Here is a 21,498-nt window from a genome sequence, read left to right on the forward strand (position 1 = left end):
TCCCCCGAAATGAGAACGTCATGACCGACATCGCGGCCGCGCCGGACACCAGGGCCGCCGACCGGTACGAGAACCGCCTCCTCGTCATCCTCTTCCTGTCCTTCGGCTTCGTCTTCTTCGACCGGCAGGCGCTGTCGTTCCTGGCGCCGTACATGGACCAGGACTTCGGCCTGTCCAACGCCGAGCTGGGCACGCTGTCCGGCGTGCTCGCGCTCACCTGGGCGCTGGCCGGGATGTTCGCCGGCCGCCTGTCCGACGTGCTCGGCAGGCGCAAGCCCATCCTGGTCGCGGCCGTGGTGCTGTTCTCGCTGTTCTCGGCCTCGTCGGGGCTGATGGGCGGGTTCGCCGGGCTGCTGGCCGCCCGCGCGCTGATGGGCACGGCCGAGGGCGCCGTGCTGCCGATGGCGCAGTCGCTCATGGTCGAGGCCAGCCGGGAGCGCCGCAGGGGCTTCAACATGGGCCTGTTGCAGGGCTCGTCGGCCGGGCTGCTCGGCGGCATCGTCGCGCCGCTGGTCGTGGTGTGGATCGCCGAGACCTACGACTGGCGGATCGCCTTCTACGTCACGATCGTGCCGGGGCTGGTGATGGCCGCGCTGATCGCGAAGTTCGTCCGCGAGCGGTCGCCGCGGACGGCGGCCGAGGCGCCCGCCAAGGAGCCCAGGGTGCCGCTGGGCGAGGTGCTGAAGCTGCGCAACATCGTCGTGTGCATGCTCATCGCCTGTTGCTACCTCACCTGGTTCGTCACCATCATCACCTTCACGCCGACGTACCTGACCCAGGTGAAGGGCTTCGGGCCCGGCACGATGAGCGGCGTCATGACCTGCCTGGGCGTGGCCTGGGTGCTCTGGGGCTTCGCCACCCCGGCCATCTCCGACCGGCTGGGACGCAAGCCCGCGCTGATCGGCTTCACCGCGCTGGCCGTGTTCTGCCCGCTCGCCGTGGTCTACGTCGAGAGCCCGGTGCTGCTCGGCGCGATCATGATCGTGACCTACACCGGGCTCGGCTGCTTCACCCTGTTCATGGCGACGATCCCGGCCGAGACCGTGCCGCGCGGCGCGCTGGCCACCGCGCTCGGCGTGATCATGGGCGTGGGCGAGCTGGCGGGCGGCTTCCTGGGCCCGATGGTCGCCGGCTGGGCCTCCGACCAGTGGGGGCTCCAGGCCGCGATGTTCATCGCCGCTGGTGGCGCGCTGGTCGTGGTGGGGCTCGCCTTCGCGCTGAAGGAGACGGCCCCCGCCGTGCTGCGCAGGGCGGCCGCGTGAGGGCCGCGGTCTGGCACGGGGCCAAGGACGTGCGGGTCGAGGACGTCCCCGTGCGCGAGCCCGGCCCAGGGGAGGTGACGATCGCGGTGGCGTACTGCGGGATCTGCGGCAGCGACCTGCACGAGTACGCCGACGGCCCGCACGCGATCCCCGTGGGTGAGCCGCACCCGGAGTCGGGCGTCCGCGCGCCGGTCGTCCTCGGCCACGAGTTCTGCGGCACGGTCACCGGGCTGGGCGCCGAGGTCACCGGCCTGGCCGTGGGCGACCGGGTCGCGGTGGAACCGCACTACCGGTGCGGGAGCTGCCCGCGCTGCCTGGCGGGGGAGTACAACATCTGCCGACATTTCGGGTTCGCTGGGTTGATGGGCCACGGCGGGCTCGCCGAACGGGCGACGGTGCCCGCGTACATGCTGCACCGGCTGCCCGAGGCAGTGCCGCTGGAGCAGGCGGCGGTGTTCGAGCCCGCGGCCGTGGCCCTGCACGCGGTGCGGCGGGCCGGCATCCGCGACGGCGACACCGTCGCGGTCCTCGGGCTCGGCCCGATCGGGCTGCTCGTGGCCCGCTTCGCGGCGCGGGCCGGCGCGGGCCGCGTCGTGGCCGCCGACCGCTCGCCCGCCCGCCTGGACCTGGCCCGCCGCCTCGGCGCGGAGGCGGTGCCGGGCGACGGCCTGGCCGAGGCGGTCGGCGGGGAGGGCGCGGACGTCGTCTTCGAGGCCGTCGGCTCGGAGGGCACGCTGCGCGCCTGCCTGGCCGTCACCAGGCGCGGCGGACGGGTGGTGTTCCTCGGGCTGACCGGCACGGTCTCCCTCGACGCCTTCGCCCTGGTCAACAACGAGCAGACGATCGTGACCAGCGTCGGCTACCGCGACGTCTACCCGGAGCTGATCCGCATGGTCGCCGAGGAGGGCGTGGACCTGGCCGCGATCGTCACCGCGACCATCCCGCTCGAACACGTGGTCCGCGACGGGTTCGAGGCGCTGCTGCGCGGCGAGGACCAGGTCAAGGTGCTGGTACGACCCCCTCACGACGAAGGGCGGCTCTCATGACCGACGGATTCGCCCCCGGGCTGTTCGCCGGACGGCAAGCGTTCGTGACCGGCGGCACCTCCGGCATCGGCGCGGCGACCGCCGTGCTCCTCGCCGAGCTGGGCGCCGCCGTGACCGCGCTCGGCCTGCCGCCCGCCGACCCCGCCGAGCTGCCCGTCCACCCGCTGGTCCGGGTCGTGGAGCACGACGTGCTCGACCGGGGCGGCCTGGCCCGACTGCTGTCGGCCGGCGACCCGCTGGACGCGCTGGTCAACTGCGCGGGCGTCAGCCACGACCGCGAGGAGTACGACCTGGCCCGCTGGCAGCGCGTCATCGAGGTCAACCTGACCGCCACCATGGTCGCCTGCCAGGCCGCCCGCCCCGCGCTGGCCGAGCACGGCGGCGCGATCGTGAACGTCTCCTCCATGTTCGCCTTCTCCGGCAGCAGGGACCGGCCCGCCTACAGCGCGAGCAAGGGCGGCGTCTCGCAGCTCACGAAGTCGCTGGCGGCCGAGTACGCCGCCGACGGCATCAGGGTCAACGCCGTCGCCCCCGGCTTCGTGGTCACCCCGCTGGCCCGCGGCGTGCTCGACGACCCGCCGGCCCTGGCCCAGGTGCTGGCCCGCATCCCCGGCGGACGGCTCGGCAGGCCGCGCGAGGTGGCCACGGTGGTGGCGTTCCTGTGCTCGCCGGCCGCGTCGTACGTCACCGGGGCGGTCCTCCCCGTGGACGGAGGCTATCTGGCTGTGTGACAGGTCACCTAAGCTGAGGGTCCCCCTGACAGGCACGAACGCGAGGAGGGTCGCCTTGTCCGCCGTCTCAGTGATCTCCCAGGCCACGACCGAGCACGTCGAACCCGCCGAGCGCATCCACTTCTGGGAGGACTACAACCGCAGGGCGCTCGTGGGCCTGTCGTGCACGTCGTACTCCGAGCACGGCCTGCTGGCCAGGCAGACCAACATCGAGCTGGCCGGGCTGCGGCTGGCCGAGATCGCCGGGAACGCCCACGCGATCGAGCGCAGCCCGCAGACCGTCAGGTCCACGCCGAAGGACTCGGTGTTCGCGACGCTGCTGCTCAAGGGCGAGGCGGTGTTCCTGCACGAGAACGGCTGCCTGGCGGCCACGGCGGGCGAGCTGGTCGTCTACGACACCCGCCGGCCGTACCTGTTCGGGTTCTCGTCCTCGATGCGGCAGATCCTGGTGGACGTCCCGCGCGACCTGTTCGCGCAGGCGTGCGTGGCGGGCGGGCTGCCGGGGCCGATGGTGTTCGGCAGGGGGACGGCGCGCGAGGGCGCGCTCGTGGCCGCGCTGCGCTCGATGATCGGCGGCCTGGCCGCCCTGCGGTCCGCGCCCGACCCGGCCGAGGCGGAGCGGGCCGTGCTCGACCTGCTCAGGCAGCTCGCCGAGGAGCGTACGGGCGGGCGTCCCGGGCCCGACGCCTACCGGTCGCAGCTCATCGTGGCCGAGGACTACATCGACCGGCACCTGCACGACCCGTGCCTGGGGGCGGCGCAGGTGGCCGGGGTCATGGGCATCTCCGTACGGCACCTGGCGCGCATCTTCGAGTCCACCGGCCGCTCGCCCGCCCGGCACATCGTGGAACGCCGGCTGGTCCGGGCGCACGCCGAGCTGACCGGCCCCGGCGCCCGGGAGACCACGATCGCCGACGTGGCGCACCGGTGGGGCTTCTCCAGCCAGGCCCACTTCGCCCGGCTCTTCCGCACCCGGTACGGCCTGACCCCGAGCGAGGCCCGCGCCGAGGCCACCCGCTAGCCGGAGGGCCGTCCTCAGGGAAGGCGGCCGGTGTGCGCGAGGTCGGCCTCCATGCGCGCGGCCGTCGCCCTGAGCTCGGGCAGCACGTCGCGCAGCAGGTGGTCGCGGCTGGCCCTGCTGGCGTGCGTGGCCACGTTGACCGCCGCCACCACGCGCCCGTCCGGCCCGCGCACCGGGACGGCGATCGACCGCACGCCCTCCTCCAGCTCCTGGTCCACCAGCGCGTAGCCGTCGGCGGCGGCCTGCCGTACGGCCGCGGCCAGCCCTTCGGGCGAGGTGACCGTGCGCCGGGACAGCGGCTTCGGCTCGATGGCGGCCACCCGCTCGGCGGGCAGCCCGGCCAGCAGCACCCGGCCCATGGAGGTGGCGTACGCGGGGAAGCGGGTGCCGACCGTGATGTCGACGCTCATGATGCTGACCGTGGGCACCCGGGCCACGTAGACCACGTCGTCGCCGGACAGCACCGCGACCGACGCCGACTCGCGTACGCGGGCCACCAGGTCGGCCAGGTGCGGCTGGACCACCTCGCCGAACGTGAGCCCGGACAGGTGGGCGTAGCCCAGTTCGAGCACCTTGGGCAGCAGCACGTGGCGGTCGCCCTCGACGGCGGCGTAGCCGAGGCCCTCCAGGGCCTGCACCGCGCGCCGGACCGTGGCGCGGGGCAGCCCGGTCGCCCGCGCGGAGTCGGCCAGGGTGCCGCCCCCGCGCACCGACCCGAGCGAGACCAGTACGGCCAGGCCGCGGGCGAGCGACCGGAGGTACCCCATGCCCAGCTCCTCCTTGACGGCCCGCGAGCCGTCGACGCCGGCGGGCGCGCGACGCGGCTCCCGGGCCCGGACGGCCAGGGCGGCCTCCATGGCCGCGACCGTGGCGCGCAGGCGGGGCAGGGCGTGCTCGCGCAGCCCCGCCATCGTGTGCCTGCTGGTGTGGCTGACCACGCTGACCGCGCAGACCGCCTTGCCGTCCGGGTCGCGGACGGGCAGCGCGACCGCGATCAGCCCCGGCTCGATGAGCTGGTCGTCCTCGGCCCAGGGCGCGCCGGGGTCGAGCAGCGCCAGCCCCGCCGCGCACCGCCCGGCGGGCAGCAGGTCGCCCACCCGGAAGGCCACCGACATCGTGCGCCGCCGGGTGAACTGGCCGACGAATCGCACGCCGTCGCCGTCGCGCACGGCCAGGGAGACGGACTCGTCCAGCTCGGCGGCCAGCCGCTCGGCCAGGGGCGACAGGCTCTCCTGGAGGCCGTCGCAGGCCAGGTAGGCCGCGCCCAGCTCCATCAGCGGCGGCGCGAGCAGCACGTCGCGGCCCTCGGCCCGCAGGTGACCCAGGTGCACGAGCGTGGCCAGCACGCGGTCGACCGTGGACCTGGCCAGCCCGGTGGCGCGTACGAGGTCGGTCGCGCGCATGCGCCGCCCGGGGTCGTCCGCCAGCACGCGCAGCACGGCGAGGCCGCGCTCCAGGGTCCCGGCCGGTTCCATCGGCGGCTCCTCGTCCAGATCGGGGGGCTTTGACAGGAACGCTCCCGTTACAGATACTCGAAACCATAATAGTGAACTAAAGTTCGCAGAGCGAACACCTCGGCGAACTTGCTCGGCTGAACGGAGCGTCGTGCGGAGAGACAAGGTGGTCGCGACGGCCGCGGAGGCGCTGGTCGGCGTGCATGACGGCGCGTCGTTCGCGGTCGGCGGCTTCGGGCTCAGCGGCATCCCCAACGTGCTGATCCAGGCCCTCTACGACACCGGCGTGACCGGCATCGGCGTCGTGTCCAACAACTGCGGCGTCGACGGCGGCGGCCTCGGCATCCTGCTGGCAGCCGGGCGCATCGCCCGCGTGACCGCCTCCTACATCGGCGACAACAAGGAGTTCGCCCGGCAGTACCTGGGCGGCGACATCGAGGTCGAGCTGACCCCGCAGGGCAGCCTGGCCGAGCGGCTGCGGGCCGGCGGCAGCGGCATCCCCGCCTTCTACACCCCGGCCGGGGTCGGCACCCCCGTCGCCGACGGCGGCCTGCCGCTGCGCCACCACCCCGACGGCACGGTCGCCGTCGCCTCGCCGCCGAAGGAGGTGCGCGAGTTCGACGGCCGGGAGTACGTCCTGGAGCACGGCATCCGCACCGACTTCGCGCTGGTCCGGGCGGCCAGGGGCGACCGGTCGGGCAACCTGGTCTTCCACCGCTCCGCCAGGAACTTCAACCCGCTGGCCGCCATGGCCGGGCGGATCACCGTCGCCGAGGTCGAGGAGCTGGCCGAGCACATCGACCCCGACGAGGTCCACCTGCCGGGCGTGTTCGTGCAGCGCGTGCTCCCCCTCACCCCGGAACAGGCCGCCGACAAGGGCATAGAGAAGAGGACGGTCGCCGAATGAGCTGGACCCGTGACGAGATGGTCGCGCGGGCGGCGGCCGAGCTGCGCGACGGCGACTACGTCAACCTCGGCATCGGCCTGCCCACCCGCATCCCCACGTTCCTGCCCCCGGGCGTCGACGTGGTCCTCCACTCCGAGAACGGCGTCCTCGGCGTCGGCCCGTACCCCGCGCCCGCCGACGTCGACCCCGACCTGATCAACGCGGGCAAGGAGACGGTCACCGTGCTCCCCGGCGCGTCGTTCTTCGACTCCTCGTTGTCGTTCGGCATGATCCGAGGGGGTCACGTCGACGTGGCCGTGCTCGGCGCGATGCAGGTCTCGGCCCGCGGCGACCTGGCCAACTGGATGGTCCCCGGCAAGCTGGTCAAGGGCATGGGCGGGGCCATGGACCTGGTGCACGGCGCGCGCAAGGTCATCGTGATCATGGAGCACAACGCCAAGGACGGCTCACCGAAGATCGTCGAGGAGTGCTCGCTGCCCCTGACCGGCCGGCGGTGCGTGCACCGGGTCGTCACCGACCTCGGCGTCCTCGACATCACCGAACAGGGGCCGGCCCTGGTCGAACTCGCGCCAGGGGTGAGCCTGGAAGAGCTGCGCAACCGTACCGACGCGGAGGTCATCGCATGAAGGACGTCTACATCCTCGACGCCGTCCGCACGCCGTTCGGTCGGTACGGCGGCGCGCTGGCCGGGGTACGCCCCGACGACCTGGCCGCGCACGTCGTCGCGGCGCTGGTCGAGCGCACCGGCCAGGAGAGCGCCGACGAGGTGCTCCTCGGCAACGCCAACGGCGCGGGCGAGGAGAACCGCAACGTCGCCCGCATGGCCGCGCTGCTGGCCGGGCTGCCGGTCACCACGCCCGGCGCGACCGTCAACCGGCTGTGCGGCTCCGGCATGGAGGCCGTCATCCAGGCGTACCGGGCCATCGCGGTCGGCGACGCCTCGGCGGTGATCGCGGGCGGCGTGGAGTCGATGACCCGCGCCCCGTGGGTGCTGCCCAAGCCCGACCGCGCCTTCCCGGCGGGCGGCCAGGAGCTGGTCTCCACGACGCTCGGCTGGCGGCTGGTCAACCCGAGGATGCCCGCCGAGCACACGGTCGCGCTCGGCGAGGGCGCGGAGCTGATCGCCGACAAGCACGGCATCACCCGCGAGGAACAGGACGCGTACGCGCTGGGCAGCCACCGGAAGGCGGCCAAGGCGGCCCTCGACCGCGAGATCGTCTCCATCGCCGGCCTGACCAGGGACGAGGGCATCCGCGACGTCACCGCCGCCGAGGCGCTGGCCCGGCTCAAGCCGGTGTTCAGGAGGGACGGCGGCACGGTCACGGCCGGCAACTCCTCCCCGCTCAACGACGGCGCGGCGGCGCTGCTGCTGACCGACGAGGAGGGGCTGCGCGGCCGCGAGCCGCTGGCCCGCATCACCACGAGCGCCGCGAGCGCGCTGGAGCCGCGCTACTTCGGGCTCGGGCCGGTCGAGGCCGTACGCAAGGCGCTGGCCAAGGCGGGCAAGGGCTTCGGCGACCTGTCGACCGTGGAGCTGAACGAGGCGTTCGCCGCGCAGGTGCTCGGCTGCCTGGCCGAGCTGCCCGAGCTCGACCCCGCCCTCGTCAACCCAGACGGCGGCGCGATCGCGATCGGCCACCCGCTCGGCGCCTCCGGGGCCCGCGTCACCGGCGCCGTGGCCCACCGGCTGGCCGCGGCCGGGTCGGGCGTCGGGCTCGCCTCCCTCTGCATCGGCGTCGGCCAGGGGCTGGCCGTCGTACTCGAAAGGTAGCGTCCATGTCCGAACCACTCACGCAGGCCGACATCGACCGCGAGATCGCCGCGCTGAGCGAGGCCCGCGGCGACCGGCCGGCCGACCACCCCGCGCGCGACTACGCCCCGTACCGCAGCACCCTGCTGCGTCACCCCAAGCAGCCGCTGGTCGCGCTGAAGGACCCGGAGGCGAGCGAGCTGTCCGGCCCGGTGTTCGGCGTCACGGACGTGACCGCGCTCGACTCCGACCTGACCCGGCAGCACCTCGGCGAACCGCTGGGCGAGCGGATCACCGTGACCGGCCGCGTGCTCGACCGCCAGGGCCGTCCAGTACGCGGCCAGCTCGTGGAGATCTGGCAGGCCAACTCCGCGGGCCGCTACCTGCACCAGCGTGACGACCACCCGGCGCCGCTCGACCCCAACTTCACCGGCGTGGGCCGCTGCCTGACCGGCGACGACGGCGAGTACCACTTCACCACGATCAAGCCCGGCCCCTACCCCTGGCGCAACCACCTCAACGCCTGGCGGCCCGCACACATCCACTTCTCGCTGTTCGGCACGGCCTTCGCCCAGCGGCTGGTGACCCAGATGTACTTCCCCGGCGACCCGCTGTTCCCCTACGACCCGATCCTGCAGTCGGTCACCGACGACGGCGCCCGCCGGCGGCTGGTCTCCACCTACGCGCACGACCTGTCCAAGCCCGAGTGGTCGCTCGGCTACCGGTGGGACATCGTGCTCGACGGGCCCGCCGCGACCTGGATGGAGGAAGGCCGATGAACCCCACGCCCTCGCAGACGGTCGGCCCGTTCTACGGCTACGCGCTGCCCTTCCCCGGCGGCGGCGACCTCGCCACCGGCGGCATCACCGTGCACGGCCGCGTCTACGACGGCGCCGGCGCCCCGATCCCCGACGCGCTGCTGGAGTTCTGGCAGGCCGACCCCACGGGCGACCTGTCCGGCGCGCCCGGCTCGCTGCGCCGCGACCCGGTCGACGGCGCGGTCATCGGCCGGCACGGCGTCGACTTCACCGGGTTCGGCCGCGTCCCCACCGACGCCGACGGCCACTGGACCCTGCGCACGGTCGAGCCGGGCAACGGGTACATCAGCGTGTGCGTGTTCGCCCGCGGCCTGCTCCACCACCTGTTCACCCGCATCTACCTGCGGCCCGACGCCTTCCTCGACTCGTTGCCGCCCGAGCGGGCACGCACGCTGGTCGCGGTGGAGGAGCGGGAGGGCGTCCACCGCTTCGACATCCATCTGCAGGGCGAGAAGGAGACGGTCTTCCTTGACTTCGGCTGACCCCGCCGCGGGTGGTTCGGGGGATCTCGGGTTGCTCTCGCCCATGCGTGGCGGGGTCGAGGCGACCGGCGACGTGGCGGTCCTCCAGGCCATGCTGGACGCCGAGGCCGCGCTGACCCGGGTCCTGGCCGGGCTCGGGCGCGCGCCCCTGGAGGCGGCCGACGCCGTGACCGCCGCGGCCCGCGCCGAGCTGTACGACCCGGCCGGGCTGGCCGCGCGGGCCCGTTCGGGCGGCAACCCGGTCATCCCGCTGGTGGCCGACCTGCGCGCCGCCGCCGGGCCGTACGGGGAGCACGTGCACGCGGGCGCGACCAGTCAGGACATTCTCGACACCGCGCTCATGCTGGTCGCGTACCGGGCGCTCGGGCCGGTGCTGGGCGACCTCGACCGGGTGGTCGCCGGGCTCGCCACGCTGGCGCGGGCCCACCGCGACACCCTCATGGCCGCCCGTACGCTCACCCAGCAGGCCGTGCCGACCACGTTCGGGCTCAAGGCGGCGGGCTGGCGGAAGCTGGCCATCGACGCCAGAGACCGCCTGCGCGCCGCCCGCGAAGCCCTCCCGGTCCAGCTCGGCGGCCCGGCCGGCACCCTCGACCGCTTCACCGCCCCCGCCGACCCCGACGCCGACTCCGCCACCCCCGGTGGTGGCGGAGGGGAGGAGGCGCTGGAGGTGGTCCGGCGGTTCGCCGGCGAGCTGGGGCTGGCGGCGCCCACGTTGCCCTGGCACGTGCTGCGCACCCCCGTCGCCGACCTGGCAGGGGCGCTGGCGTTCACGGCCGGGGCGCTGGGCAAGCTGGCCGCCGACGTGCTGGTGTTGTCGCGTACCGAGATCGGCGAGGTGTCCGAGGGCGTCGGCGGCGGCTCGTCGTCGATGCCGCACAAGCACAATCCCGTACGGGCCACCATGATCGCCGCGGCGGCCCGCCAGGTGCCCGCCCAGGCCGCCGTCCTGTACGCCTCCATGGCCGCCGAGGACGAGCGCCCGCCCGGCGCCTGGCACGCCGAATGGCAGCCGCTGCGCGAGGCGCTGCGCCTGGTCGCCGGCTCCGCCCGCGACGCCGCGGAACTGGTCGCCGACCTGCGGGTGCATCCCGGGCGCATGCGCGCCGCCCTGACCGTCGCCGGACCGCCCGGCGCCGCCGCCGCCCTGGTCAAGCGGGCGCTGGAGGAGGAGTGACGTTGTTGCAGCACCGGGTGGACGGCCCGGAACACGGTGAGCCGATCGTCCTCGGCCCGTCGGTCGGCACCTCGGCCCGGGTGTGGGAGCCGCAGGTCGCCGCGCTGGCCCGCCGGTTCCGCGTGGTCCGCTTCGACCTGCCGGGACACGGCGGCTCGCCGTCCCTCGGCGTGTCCACGATCGACGGCCTGGCCGGGCTCGTCCTGGAACTGGCCGACGACCTGGGCCTGGACGCCTTCCACTATGCCGGCATCTCGATCAGCGGCGCGATCGGCGCCACGCTCGCCCTGCGCCACCCCGGACGCCTGCTGTCCCTGGCGATGATCTGCTCCTCGGCCCGCTTCGGGGAGCCCGGCGGCTGGCGCGAGCGGGCGGCGCTGGTCCGCGAGCGGGGCACCGCGCCGCTGTTGGAACCCACGGCCGGACGCTGGTTCGCCGGCCCCCCCGACCAGGCGCTCCTGGACGACCTCGCCGCCGCCGACCCCGCCGGCTACGCCGCCTGCTGCGACGCCCTGGCCGGTTACGACCTGCGCGCCGAGCTGCCCGGCATCGCCGTCCCGACGCTGGTCCTGGGCGGCCGCGACGACCCCGCCACCCCGCCCGCGCACGCCAGGGAGCTGGCCGACGGCATCCCCGGCGCGACGCTCGTCGAGGTCCCGGGCGCGGCCCACCTGGCCGGCGTCGACCAGCCGGAACGGGTCACCGCCGCGCTGCTCGCGCACCTGCCCGCCACCTCCGGCATGCGGGTGCGCCGGGAAGTGCTCGGGGACGCCCACGTCGACCGGGCCGTCGCCCGTACCACCACCTTCACCAGGGACTTCCAGGACCTCATCACCCGCTACGCCTGGGGAGAGATCTGGACCAGGCCCGGCCTCGACCGGCGCACCAGAAGCTGCGTCACCCTCACCGCGCTGGTCGCGCACGGGCACCTCGACGAGCTGGCCATGCACGTCCGCGCCGCCGTGCGCAACGGACTGACGGCCGACGAGATCGGCGAGGTGCTGCTGCAGAGCGCGATCTACTGCGGGGTGCCCGCCGCCAACGCCGCGTTCGGCGTCGCCCAGCGCGTCCTGACCGAGATATCAGGGGAGACCACATGACCATCACCCGTGACCTGCTGATCGGCGGCAAGAACGTCCCCGCGCAGGGCGGCCGTACGACCTCCGACCTGGCCCCGTACACCGGCGAGGTGTACGCGACCGTGGCCGCCGCGGGCGTCGAGGACGTCACGTCGGCCGTGGACGCGGCGCAGGCCGCCTTCGACGGCTGGGCCGCCACCAGCCCGTTCGCCCGCCGGGCGATCTTCCTCAGGGCCGCCGACCTGCTCCAGGAACGCGGCGAGCAGGCCGTGGCGCTGATGGCCGCCGAGGTCGGCGGCACCCGCCCGTGGGCCCTGTTCAACGTCGGGCTGGCCGCGAACATGCTGCGCGAGGCCGCCGCCGCCATCACCGCGCCGCGCGGCGACGTGCTCACCGCGCAGGAGGAGGGCGTGCTCGGCCTGGCCGTACGCGAGCCGCTCGGCGTGGTCGCCGCCTTCTCCCCGTGGAACGCGCCGATCATCCTCGGCGTGCGCTCGGTGGCCGCCGCCCTTGCCGCGGGCAACACCGTCGTCATGAAGCCCAGCGAGGACGCGCCGATCGCCTGCGGCCTGTTCGTCGCCGACCTGCTGCACGAGGCCGGGCTGCCCGCGGGCGTGCTCAACGTGGTCACCAACGACCCGGCCGACGCCGCCGTGATCGCCGAGGCGCTCATCGCCGACCCCCGCGTACGCGCGGTCAACTTCACCGGCTCCACCGAGGTCGGCCGGATCATCGGCACCCACGCCGCCCGCCACCTCAAGCCCGCCCTGCTCGAACTGGGCGGCAAGAACGCCATCATCGTCCTGGACGACGCCGACCTCGACCACGCCGTGGACGCCGCCGCCTTCGGCGTCTTCATGAACGCGGGCCAGATCTGCATGTCGGGCGATCGCGTGCTGGTGCACGAGTCGCTGGCCGGGGAGTTCGGTCGCAGGTTCGCGGACAAGGTGCGCGCGCTGCCCTCCGGCGACCCGTCCCGGCCGGAGACGGTGATCGGGCCCCTGGTCAGCGCGGACGCCGCGGCGCGGGTGGCCGGCCTGGTCGCCGACGCGGTCGACAAGGGCGCGACCGTGCTGGCCGGAGGCGGCGAGCCTGAGGGCGCGGTGCACCCGGCCACGGTGCTGACCGGCGTGTCCAAACACGCCAGGTTGTACTACGGCGAGGCGTTCGGCCCGGTGTGCGTGGTCGACACCTTCGCCACCGACGACGAGGCCGTGTCCCTGGCCAACGACACCGAGCACGGCCTGACCGCCGGGATCATCACCGAGAACGGCACCCACGGCCTGCGCGTGGCCCGCCGCCTGCGGACCGGCATCGTGCACGTCAACGACCAGTCCGTGGGCGACGAGCCGCAGGCGCCGTTCGGCGGGGCCGGTTCCTCCGGGTACGGCCGCTTCGGCGGCCGGTGGGGCCTGGAGGCGTTCAGCAACACCCGCTGGATCACCCTGGCGACCGAACAGGCGCACTACCCGTTCTGACCGCCCTGCCCGTTCCCACGAGCTGACCGCCCGGCCCGTTCCCACGGGCGACGGGCCGGTCTCTGACCGCCCGGCCCGCTCCTGGGAGCGGCGGGCCGGTCGGTCAGCCGGACCGCCGCCGGGTCAGTGGGCGTACGCCTGGAACTCGGCGGCCCGCACCTGCTCGCGGGCCGGGCTCGCCGTGGCGCAGTCGGTCGCGGAGCCGGGGTCGGCGTCCTGCTCGCCCGCGTAACGCGGGTTGCCGGTGCACTGGCTGCTGACCACCCGCAACATCAGGTGGGTGGCGCTGGTCGGCGGCACCCGGAAGGAGCGCACCAGCAGGTCCGCGCCGCGCGGCCGGGGCAACGTGGCGTCGAACGCGTCCGCCGGGCTGGTGTAGACCTTCCGGAAGCTCGCCGGGTCGGCGCAGTCGGCGGCGCAGGCCAGCACCTCGAACGCGCGCAGCGCCGAGAACCTGTTCTGCCCGCCCGGGTCGGCGGCGTCGCCGACGTCGGGCCGGAGCATCGCGCTCACCTGGACCCTGCGCACCGTGACCGGGCGGTCGCCCGCCAGGTCCACGACGACCGACCGGCCGGCCGGCGCGCCGGTGCGCGAGGCCCAGTTCGTGGCCTCGGTGTCGTCGATCAGCCGGGCCTGGTTGACGCCGTCGCCGGCCGCCGTCGCGCCCGCCGCGGCCGAGGCGAGGTTGCGCGGCGGCGACAGCGGGAGCGGCAGCTTCACCCCGGCCACCACCGGGAACGTCAGCCGCGTGTGCCCGAACCCGGCCCCCGCCACCACGAACCGGTACGTGCCCGGCGTCATCTCCACGGTGTCGCCCAGCGGCGTGGCCGGGTCGGTGTCGGCGACCGGCACCGCGCGGCCCTCGTAGTCGCCCACGTAGAGCCGCAGGGCCGCGTCCTTGGCCTCGCCGAGGGGCTTGAGCTGGAGGAGGCCGTTGCGGCCGGCCGGGTCGGCGAAGCTCGGCGTCGGGTCGGGGTCGTTCGGGCCGTTGCTGGCCGCGCCCTTGCCTAGGCCGTGCTCGGCGAACGCCCGCCACAGGATGTCCTGGTTCGCCCCGTCGAAGCGGATGGCGTCGGCGGCCAGGATCGCGTCCCGGTGATCGACGTAACTGACCGCGCCGGAGGCCATCAGCAGCAGGGCGTCGTACGAGAGCTGCGCCCACCGCCGGTTGCCCGGGCACCGGTCCACCGCCACCTTGCCGTCGGCGCAGTCGCGCTGCCGGGCGGGCGTGCCCTTGCCGTACCGCTTGACGAACGCCTCGCGGACGTCGAACTGGGTGGCGGTCCAGATCTCGCCGTCCGCGTGCACCTGCGCGCCGACCAGGTCGTAGGCGATGTCGCTGTAGTTCAGCGGCGACCTGGACATGTCGTAGTTGCGGATGCCGCGGGCGCGGTCGCCCGTGACGTACGGGCCGATCACGTACGGGGTCGCGCCGGAGGAGCGGAAGCCGTACTCGTTCAGGTACTCCATGGCGAACAGGTCGGAGGTGCTCTCGTTCATGGCGCCCGCCTGCGCGCCGCTCCAGCCGGCGTTCGGGCCGCCGATCATGCGGCCGGAGATGGCGTGGGTGTACTCGTGGCCGATGACCGACATGTCGTAGTCGCCGTCCACACAGGGGGAGTAGAACGAACCGGCGATCGGCTGCCACAGGTACATGTTCGTGATCGGGGCGACGCCGTCGGGGCCGGTGATCTGGTTGGCGTTGTCGCGTACCGACGACACGCGCGCCCCCGCCTGGGCGTTGCCCTGCTCGGGGTCGTTGCCGAGCCCGCCGCGGTCGCCGTTGTCCACCTGCATGTTCCAGGCGGACTCGGTGAAGCCGAGCCGGTAGGACCAGTCGTGCATGCGGTTGTGCATGACGTTGAGGTTGGCGATCGCCGCCTCCAGGTCCGCCTCGCCCGGCTGGTCGAACGTCGCCGGGTCGCACTTGGCCCGGTACCAGGTGTTGCGCCACGGGTAGACGTAGCGGCGGTCCGGGGAGGGCGCGTTCGCGCGGGTGCCGACGGTGAACGGGTCGCCGTTCGCGCGGTTCTCGTACGTCCGGGTGGCGTTGCCCGCGCTGGTCAGGGTCGGCGTGCCGGTGGCGTGGTCGACGTCCCAGGGGCGGCCGGTCGCCGGGTCGCCGCCGGTGGCGAGGTCGCAGCCGGGGCTGGCCGCCTGGCACCAGGTCCGCCGGGTGTCGGTGGAGGAGTAGTCGCCGGGCGGGTTGGCCGGGAAGGCGGCCCAGCGCGGGTTCTCGGGGTCGAACTGGTCGACCAGGTTCTCGCGGGTGAGGATGCCGCCGCTGACCGCGTCCACGTGGGTGGTGTAGGCCGCGGCCTCGCCCTCCCCGCCGCCGATCAGGACCACCTGGTACGCGCTGTGCACGCCGTCCGGCGCGGGCACGGCCACCTTCGTGACCTGCTTCGTCGTCGCCGTGGCCAGGTCGATGCCGCCGTCGCGGGCCGCGATCTCCAGGGCCCGCGCCTCGCTGATCGCGGCGGCCGGGGGCGCGGCCTGCTCGCGGGCGAGCGAGGAGGTCACGTGGCGCACCTTCCCGTGCACGACGCCGACCGCGACGAGCCCGTCCACCCCCGCGGGCAGCCCGCCGAACTTCTGGCGCAGGAGCACGGCGTGACCGGCGCCGAGCGGGTTGACCGCGACCTTCTCCAGCCCGGCGACCTCCTCCGCCGACAGGCCGAACAGCGGCTCGTTGGCGGCCAGGTAGGCGCGGGCGGCCTTCTCGGGGTCCTCGCCCAGGCCCTCGGCGAGCGGCGCCGCGCCGGTGACGACGGCGGGGGTGCCGAGGGCGTTCCAGCGGATCTCGGCGCCCGCGGCCCGCGCGGCGACCCCGGCGGGCGGCGGGACCCGGCCCTGCCGGTTGTCCAGGTCCGGCCTGCCGTGCTGTTCGGCCTGGAAGTCGTGGACGATCGGGGCCTGTCCGCCGGGTTCGCCCCGCGCGGCGCCGGTCATGGGGAGGGCAGCAGCGGTGACCGTGAGGGCGATCACGGCACTGCGTAACCAGGGTCCATTCGACACAGTTCCTCCTGGGTACAGAAGACGCGCGATTGACGCCCGTCCCGCAAGAGGTAACACCGCCCCGGGGTCCTGACAAGATCGGGTAGAGCCTTCAGAAGTGTCCAGTTCTTGACACGGCCGCGTAATCAACCTATAGGTTGATAAACCAAAGGGTTGAACAAGGAGGTGGAGATGCTTCTTCAGGACAAGGTCGCGGTGATCTACGGCGGAGGAGGCTCGATCGGCGGCGCGGTGGCCCGCGCCTTCGCCCGTGAGGGCGCCCGCGTCTTCCTGGCCGGCCGCACCCGGGCCCCGCTCGACAAGGTCGCCGACGACGTCCGCGCGGCCGGCGGCACGGCGGAGACGGCCCTCGTGGACGCGCTGGACGAGCAGGCCGTGGACGCGTTCACCGGCTCGGTGGCCGCCCGCGAGGGCCGCATCGACGTCTCGTTCAACGCCGTCTCCGTCCAGGACGTGCAGCGTCCGCTGGCCGAGATCTCCGTCGAGGACTTCCTGCGGCCGATCCAGGTCGCCGCGCGCACCCAGTTCCTCACCATCAGGGCGGCCGTGCGGCACATGACCGGGTCGGGCGTCGTCCTGCTGTTCGGCGGCGGCGGACCGCAGACGCAGCCGGGGCTGGGCGGGTTCAAGGTGTCGCTGGACACCATGGAGGGCATCCGCCGCCAGTGGGCGTGCGAGGCCGGGCGGCAGGGCGTGCGCGTGGTCACCCTGATCACCGGTGGCGTGCCGGAGAGCATCCCCGCCTCGTACCCGGGCAAGGACGCGCTGGAGGCGGAGCTGCGCGAGCCCACCCTCCTCGGACGGCTCGCCACCCTCGCCGACGTGGGCGACGTGGCGGCGTTCGTCGCCTCCGACCGGGCCAGGACCATGACGTCGGCGACCGTGAACGTCTCCTGCGGCGCGATCGTGGACCATTAGGGTCGGCGCCGCCCTGGAAGGAACGTACGCACCGATGCCCGACGACCAGCTCAGCCTCACCTTCGCCGCCCTGGCCGACCCCACCCGGCGGGCCATCCTCGCCCGGCTGGCCGACGGCGAGGCCACGGTCAACGAGCTGGCCGAGCCCTTCGACATGAGCCTGCAGGCCGTGTCCAAGCACCTGAAGGTGCTGGAACGGGCGGGGCTGATCAGCCGCGGACGCGACGCGCAGTGGCGGCCGTGCCGCCTGGAGACGGCGCCGCTGGAGGGCGCCTCCGCGTGGATCGACCGCTACCGCGACCGCTGGACCGGCAGCTTCGACCGGCTCGACCAGGAGATCAGGAACCTCCGGCGCAGCCAGGAAGGACGTGACCATGGGTGAGACCGAATTCGTCATCGAACCCGGCCGCCAGGACATCATCATGATCCGGGCCTTCGACGCCCCCAGGGACGTCGTGTTCCGGGCCGTCACCGACCCGGCGCTGATCCCGCGCTGGTGGGGCCCCCACTGGCTGGACACCCGGGTGGAGGCCATGGAGGTCGCGCCGGGCGGCCGGTGGCGATTCGTCAACATCGACGCCCGTGGCGGGGAGTACGCCTTCAGCGGCGTCTACCATGCCGTCGTGCCGCCGGAGCGGTACGTGCGCACGTGGGAGTTCGAGGGCACGCCGGGCGAGGTGGCCCTGGAGACCGTCAGGCTGGAGGAGACCGGCGGCGGCACCCGGTACGTGGCCCGGTCGGTGCACCCGTCCGTCGAGGCCCGGGACGCGATCGTGCGCGCCGACGGCCCCAAGGGCGGCGCCCACTCCATGAACCGCCTGGCCGAACTCCTCGCCCGCTGACCGCGGGACTCCTACTTCGGGCAGGCGAGGCGGCAGCCGCCGAAGCGGGTCGTGTCCGGTTCCGGGAACCGGGTCTCCGGGACCCCGCGCAGCGCCTCGGTCATCGAGGCCCGCCAGATCGGGCCGGGGATCGTGGTGCCGTCCACGACGTCGTGCCGGCGTCCGCCGATGGGGACGTCGGTCAGCGCGGGCGTCGGCGGCACGCCGGTGAAGCCGAGGCTGACGGCGGCGGCCAGGTCGGGGGTGTAACCGGCGTACCAGGTCGACTTGTAGTCGGGGATCCTGCTCGCCAGGCCCGCCGCGTCCCGGCCGAGGCCGTCGGTGCGCAGCAGGCCCGTCACCGCGTCGGCGACGGCGGCGTCCAGCGCCTGCTCACAACGGGGGCCGAGGGCGTGCAGCACCTTGCCGGAGTCGTCGCGGACCTCCTTGACCGCCCGCGGCGCGCAGCGCAGGCCGTGGGCGGCCAGCGTGGCGTAGGTCGCGGCGACGGTGACGGTGTCCGTCTCGTTGGCGCCGAGCGTGAACGCCTCGTACTCCACCAGAGGCATCCCGTCGAAGCGGGAGAGGCCGAGCCGCTGCGCGGCGCGCACGGTCGCGCAGAGACCGATCCGCTCCTCCAGCCGCATGAAGAAGGTGTTCGGGGCGGCGCGGGCGCCCGAGCGCAGGGTGGTGAACGCGCCGCCGCTCCCGCCGCCGGGGTCGGTGAAGGTGAAGGCGGGATCGCCCACGTTCTGGCCCTTGCAGTTGGTGAAGGACTCTTGGCCGGCGGCCTGGTAGGAGCGGGATCGGGGGAAGCCGTCGTCGTAGCGGAAGCCGCCGGACAGCGCCGCGGCCAGCGTGTACGCCATCGCCGTCGAGCCCTGCGACAACCCGTGCGCCCCGTCGCCCTTGCTGGCGGCCAGCGCCCTGATCTCGCCGCTGCCCGGCGCCACCATGGCCTCGACGGCGACAGGGGTGTCACCGGGCCGGACGCGGGCCTCGACGGCCCGCTGCGCCGCCTGCTGAGCCCGCGGGTCGAGGGTCGTCGCGACCACCAGGCCGCCCCGGGTGAGCAGGCGCGGGTCGAGCGCGGTCAGCTCGGCGCGCACCCGATGGCAGAAGGCCGGGAACCGGCCGGTCGCGCAGTCGGCGTCCAGCTTCCCGACGACCTGACCGCCGCCGTCGACGATCACGCTCTCGCGCACGACCGAGGGCGCCACCGCCAGTCGCTGCCTGCCCTGCCCCTCGTCGGCCGTGGCCGACAGCAGCAGGACGCCGCCCCAGACGGCCGCCGCCACCACGACGACGGTGAGGACGAGGAGAAGTTGTTTCATCGGTGCCTTCCAGAAGAGAAGGTGCGGTCGGCCCGATTCTGGCCGACCGCACCCCTTTCGTGCACCGGAGTCAGACGATCACACCCGCTGCCACAGGGCGGGCACGTTCGGCGGTTCCCAGCCGGGCAGCGCCGTGTGCGGCTGCACGCAGCGGTAGGTGACGTTGTTGTAGACCACCTGGTCACCCGACTTGTACGCGGTCCCCGCGGTCCAGTTGCCGGCCGGACCCTGGGTCGGGGTCACCGTGGGCGTGGGGGTCGGGGTCGGGGTGGGCGTGGCAGTGGGCGTGGCAGTGGGCGTCGGAGTGGGCGTCGGAGTGGGGCCGCCGGGGCCGACCTGGAGGTCGACGCAGTTGTAGAAGGCGTTCTCGGTGTCGGCGATGTTCCAGATGGCCAGCAGTTTGACGCGTCCGGTACGGCCGCCCAGGCTGACCGAGTGCGTCACCGTCGCGCCCGGTTCCCTGCCGTGGTCGTTGAACAGGGCGATCCGGGTGCCGCCGACGTAGTACTCCCACGTGCTGGTCGCGTGCCGGGCCTCGATGAGCCACTTGAAGTTGACCGTGTCACCCACGGTCGCGGCGGGCCAGGCCTTGCTGTCGTCGTCCAGTGGCGCCCACCGGGCGTCGCCGCCGCTGCAGTTGCGCAGGCCCTTGGGGCCCTCGACGCTCTGCGGCTCCCAGATGATCTGGCCGCAGTTCTTGACCTTGCCGGCCGCGCAGTTGGCCTGGCGGCTCGGCGGGTCGGAGATGTAACCGTGCGCCGAGGCCGGCGGGGAGAGCGCGACGACGGTGGCGACGGAGACCGCCGCCATGGCTAAGAAGGTCCATACTCTGCGCATGTCACCGTTCCTTCATGCTGGGGGATGCTCCCAAATATAAAGGAAAGTTTCCTAACGGTAAATGGCGCAGTCAGCGCTTTTCCGACCCCGAGTCAGGGTGGCGGCCGGTGACCGTCCCGTCTCCCTCCGGGAAGGGGCCGCCCGGCCCGGCGTGGGCCCGCGCGGATCGCGGGAGCCAACAGGTGGTGACATGTCGTGACATCGCCTAGGCTGAGGTAGCCGAGGGGAGTACTTCGCAAGCGCCGGCCCGGTCAGTACGGACGTCCCTGACGTCCCCGGGCGGCCGCCCGCGCGATCGGCGCACGGGCGAAGGAGACCTCGAACGATGACGCGCGTTCGAGGAGGACCCATGCCCACGGGCATATCCCAGGCTGCCCCCGCCCTGACCACCATCGCCACGCCCACCCTGTGGCTGGTCGCGATCGCCGGGCTCGTGCTGCTGCTGGGCCTGGATCTGCTGCTGACCAGGCGCCCGCACGAGGTCCGCATGCGCGAGGCGGCCGGTTGGTCGGTCTTCTACCTGATCCTGCCGGTGATCTTCGGTTTCTACCTGTGGGCCGCCCACGGCGGCGGCGTCGCCGTGGAGTTCTTCACCGGGTTCGTGGTGGAGAAGTCGTTGTCGGTGGACAACCTGTTCGTGTTCATGTTGCTGCTGGCGGCCTTCGCGGTCCCGCCCGCGCTGGCCCGGCAGGTCCTGCTGTACGGCATCGTCGGCGCGCTCGTCCTGCGCGGGATCTTCATCTGGCTCGGCGCCGCCGCGCTGCAGAGCGGCACGTGGGCGTTCCTGCTGTTCGGCGCGATCCTCATCGTCACCGCCGGCAAGATCCTCAAGGACGTGCTCGGCGGCCACGAGCAGCAGGTGGACATCTCCTCCATGCGCAGCGTCCGGCTGGTGCGCCGCTTCGTGCCGGTCACCGACGACTACCGCGGCTCCCGGCTGGCCGTGCGCGAGGGCGGCCGGCTGGCCCTGACGCCGCTGGCCCTGGCCGCGATCGCCGTCCTCGGCACGGACATCGTCTTCGCCGTGGACTCGGTGCCCGCCGTGTACGGCGTGACCGAGGACCCGTTCCTGGTCTTCGCCACCAACGCGTTCGCGCTGATGGGCCTGCGGGCGCTGTACTTCGTGCTCCAGGGCGTCCTGGCCAAGCTGCGCCACCTCAACCACGGGCTGAGCGTCATCCTGGCCTTCATCGGGGTCAAGCTCATCCTGCACTGGGCGCACGGCGTCTGGGACTGGATGCCGCAGATCCCGACGCTCGCCTCGCTCGGCGTGATCGTCGTCGTCCTGACCACGGTGACCCTGACCAGCCTGTACGCCAACCGCCGCGACCGCGAGAGGGAGGCCGCGAGCTAGTTCACCGCTCC

20 protein-coding genes are annotated in these 21,498 nt (G+C 73.8%); 16 read left to right on the plus strand and 4 right to left on the minus strand.

Annotated features, from left to right (window positions below; genetic code table 11):
* The first annotated feature begins 20 nt into the window (after positions 1–20).
* From ACIA8R_RS44230 to ACIA8R_RS44245, 4 genes are read left to right on the plus strand one after another with little or no spacing between them, the layout of a single operon-like run.
* Positions 21–1,262, plus strand: a complete 1,242-nt coding sequence (locus ACIA8R_RS44230) for an MFS transporter (RefSeq protein WP_397043698.1) — start codon at positions 21–23, stop codon at positions 1,260–1,262.
* Positions 1,259–2,308, plus strand: a complete 1,050-nt coding sequence (locus tag ACIA8R_RS44235; RefSeq protein WP_364087184.1) for a 2,3-butanediol dehydrogenase — start codon at positions 1,259–1,261, stop codon at positions 2,306–2,308. The genes ACIA8R_RS44230 and ACIA8R_RS44235 overlap by 4 nt, the downstream gene beginning before the upstream one ends.
* Complete coding sequence (locus ACIA8R_RS44240; protein ID WP_397043700.1) at positions 2,305–3,039, plus strand: SDR family NAD(P)-dependent oxidoreductase; 735 nt, start codon at positions 2,305–2,307, stop codon at positions 3,037–3,039. The genes ACIA8R_RS44235 and ACIA8R_RS44240 overlap by 4 nt, the downstream gene beginning before the upstream one ends.
* A 55-nt stretch (positions 3,040–3,094) precedes the next feature.
* Entirely contained in the window at positions 3,095–4,060 is a 966-nt protein-coding gene (locus tag ACIA8R_RS44245) for a helix-turn-helix domain-containing protein (RefSeq protein WP_357693622.1), read from the plus strand.
* Positions 4,061–4,074: 14 nt separating this feature from the next.
* On the opposite strand, the gene ACIA8R_RS44250 is transcribed toward ACIA8R_RS44245, so the two are convergent.
* On the minus strand, positions 4,075–5,535 hold the full coding sequence (locus ACIA8R_RS44250; protein ID WP_397043703.1) for an IclR family transcriptional regulator C-terminal domain-containing protein: 1,461 nt from the start codon (positions 5,533–5,535) through the stop codon (positions 4,075–4,077).
* 130 nt (positions 5,536–5,665) lie between these two features.
* Between ACIA8R_RS44250 and ACIA8R_RS44255 the strand changes: the two genes are divergently transcribed.
* From ACIA8R_RS44255 to ACIA8R_RS44290, 8 genes are read left to right on the plus strand one after another with little or no spacing between them, the layout of a single operon-like run.
* The gene (locus tag ACIA8R_RS44255; protein ID WP_397043705.1) at positions 5,666–6,421 is read left to right on the plus strand and encodes a CoA transferase subunit A; all 756 of its coding nucleotides are present in this window, start codon (positions 5,666–5,668) and stop codon (positions 6,419–6,421) included.
* Complete coding sequence (locus ACIA8R_RS44260) at positions 6,418–7,047, plus strand: CoA transferase subunit B (RefSeq protein WP_397043707.1); 630 nt, start codon at positions 6,418–6,420, stop codon at positions 7,045–7,047. Before ACIA8R_RS44255 ends, ACIA8R_RS44260 begins: the two co-directional genes overlap by 4 nt.
* Positions 7,044–8,192: a thiolase family protein gene (locus ACIA8R_RS44265; protein WP_397043709.1), complete on the plus strand. Its 1,149-nt coding sequence runs from the start codon at positions 7,044–7,046 to the stop codon at positions 8,190–8,192. The genes ACIA8R_RS44260 and ACIA8R_RS44265 overlap by 4 nt, the downstream gene beginning before the upstream one ends.
* 5 nt (positions 8,193–8,197) lie before the next feature.
* Entirely contained in the window at positions 8,198–8,950 is a 753-nt protein-coding gene (gene pcaH / locus ACIA8R_RS44270) for a protocatechuate 3,4-dioxygenase subunit beta (RefSeq protein WP_357693612.1), read from the plus strand.
* Positions 8,947–9,471 carry a protocatechuate 3,4-dioxygenase subunit alpha gene (gene pcaG / locus ACIA8R_RS44275; protein ID WP_364087199.1) on the plus strand — a complete coding sequence of 175 codons (525 nt, stop codon included), beginning with the start codon at positions 8,947–8,949 and terminating at the stop codon, positions 9,469–9,471. The genes pcaH and pcaG overlap by 4 nt, the downstream gene beginning before the upstream one ends.
* Complete coding sequence (gene pcaB / locus ACIA8R_RS44280) at positions 9,458–10,648, plus strand: 3-carboxy-cis,cis-muconate cycloisomerase (RefSeq protein WP_397043711.1); 1,191 nt, start codon at positions 9,458–9,460, stop codon at positions 10,646–10,648. Before pcaG ends, pcaB begins: the two co-directional genes overlap by 14 nt.
* A gap of 2 nt (positions 10,649–10,650) precedes the next feature.
* The gene (gene pcaC / locus ACIA8R_RS44285; RefSeq protein ID WP_397043823.1) at positions 10,651–11,748 is read left to right on the plus strand and encodes a 4-carboxymuconolactone decarboxylase; all 1,098 of its coding nucleotides are present in this window, start codon (positions 10,651–10,653) and stop codon (positions 11,746–11,748) included.
* A complete protein-coding gene (locus ACIA8R_RS44290; protein ID WP_397043713.1) occupies positions 11,745–13,205 on the plus strand; it encodes an aldehyde dehydrogenase family protein in 1,461 nt (486 codons plus the stop codon). The genes pcaC and ACIA8R_RS44290 overlap by 4 nt, the downstream gene beginning before the upstream one ends.
* Positions 13,206–13,328: 123 nt before the next feature.
* Here the strand turns inward: ACIA8R_RS44290 and ACIA8R_RS44295 are convergent, their stop codons facing one another.
* The gene (locus ACIA8R_RS44295; protein WP_397043715.1) at positions 13,329–16,223 is read right to left on the minus strand and encodes a M36 family metallopeptidase; all 2,895 of its coding nucleotides are present in this window, start codon (positions 16,221–16,223) and stop codon (positions 13,329–13,331) included.
* Between the two features lie 171 nt (positions 16,224–16,394).
* On the opposite strand from ACIA8R_RS44295, the gene ACIA8R_RS44300 reads away from it, so the two are divergent.
* The 3 genes from ACIA8R_RS44300 to ACIA8R_RS44310 are packed head-to-tail and all read left to right on the plus strand — an operon-like array spanning position 16,395 to position 17,983.
* Positions 16,395–17,141: an SDR family oxidoreductase gene (locus ACIA8R_RS44300; protein ID WP_364087208.1), complete on the plus strand. Its 747-nt coding sequence runs from the start codon at positions 16,395–16,397 to the stop codon at positions 17,139–17,141.
* Between the two features lie 34 nt (positions 17,142–17,175).
* Positions 17,176–17,523: a metalloregulator ArsR/SmtB family transcription factor gene (locus ACIA8R_RS44305; protein WP_364087210.1), complete on the plus strand. Its 348-nt coding sequence runs from the start codon at positions 17,176–17,178 to the stop codon at positions 17,521–17,523.
* Entirely contained in the window at positions 17,516–17,983 is a 468-nt protein-coding gene (locus tag ACIA8R_RS44310) for an SRPBCC domain-containing protein (RefSeq protein WP_364087213.1), read from the plus strand. Before ACIA8R_RS44305 ends, ACIA8R_RS44310 begins: the two co-directional genes overlap by 8 nt.
* A gap of 11 nt (positions 17,984–17,994) precedes the next feature.
* On the opposite strand, the gene ACIA8R_RS44315 is transcribed toward ACIA8R_RS44310, so the two are convergent.
* Both ACIA8R_RS44315 and ACIA8R_RS44320 read right to left on the minus strand, forming a co-directional pair.
* Entirely contained in the window at positions 17,995–19,296 is a 1,302-nt protein-coding gene (locus ACIA8R_RS44315) for a hypothetical protein (protein WP_397043718.1), read from the minus strand.
* A gap of 78 nt (positions 19,297–19,374) precedes the next feature.
* Positions 19,375–20,133: a lytic polysaccharide monooxygenase gene (locus ACIA8R_RS44320; RefSeq protein ID WP_397043720.1), complete on the minus strand. Its 759-nt coding sequence runs from the start codon at positions 20,131–20,133 to the stop codon at positions 19,375–19,377.
* Between the two features lie 349 nt (positions 20,134–20,482).
* Here ACIA8R_RS44320 and ACIA8R_RS44325 point away from each other — a divergent pair, with 349 nt between their 5' ends.
* On the plus strand, positions 20,483–21,487 hold the full coding sequence (locus tag ACIA8R_RS44325; RefSeq protein WP_364087220.1) for a TerC/Alx family metal homeostasis membrane protein: 1,005 nt from the start codon (positions 20,483–20,485) through the stop codon (positions 21,485–21,487).
* Positions 21,488–21,498 lie beyond the last annotated feature (11 nt).

It is taken from the genome of Nonomuraea sp. NPDC051191 (genome assembly GCF_044455665.1).
Taxonomy (GTDB): domain Bacteria; phylum Actinomycetota; class Actinomycetes; order Streptosporangiales; family Streptosporangiaceae; genus Nonomuraea.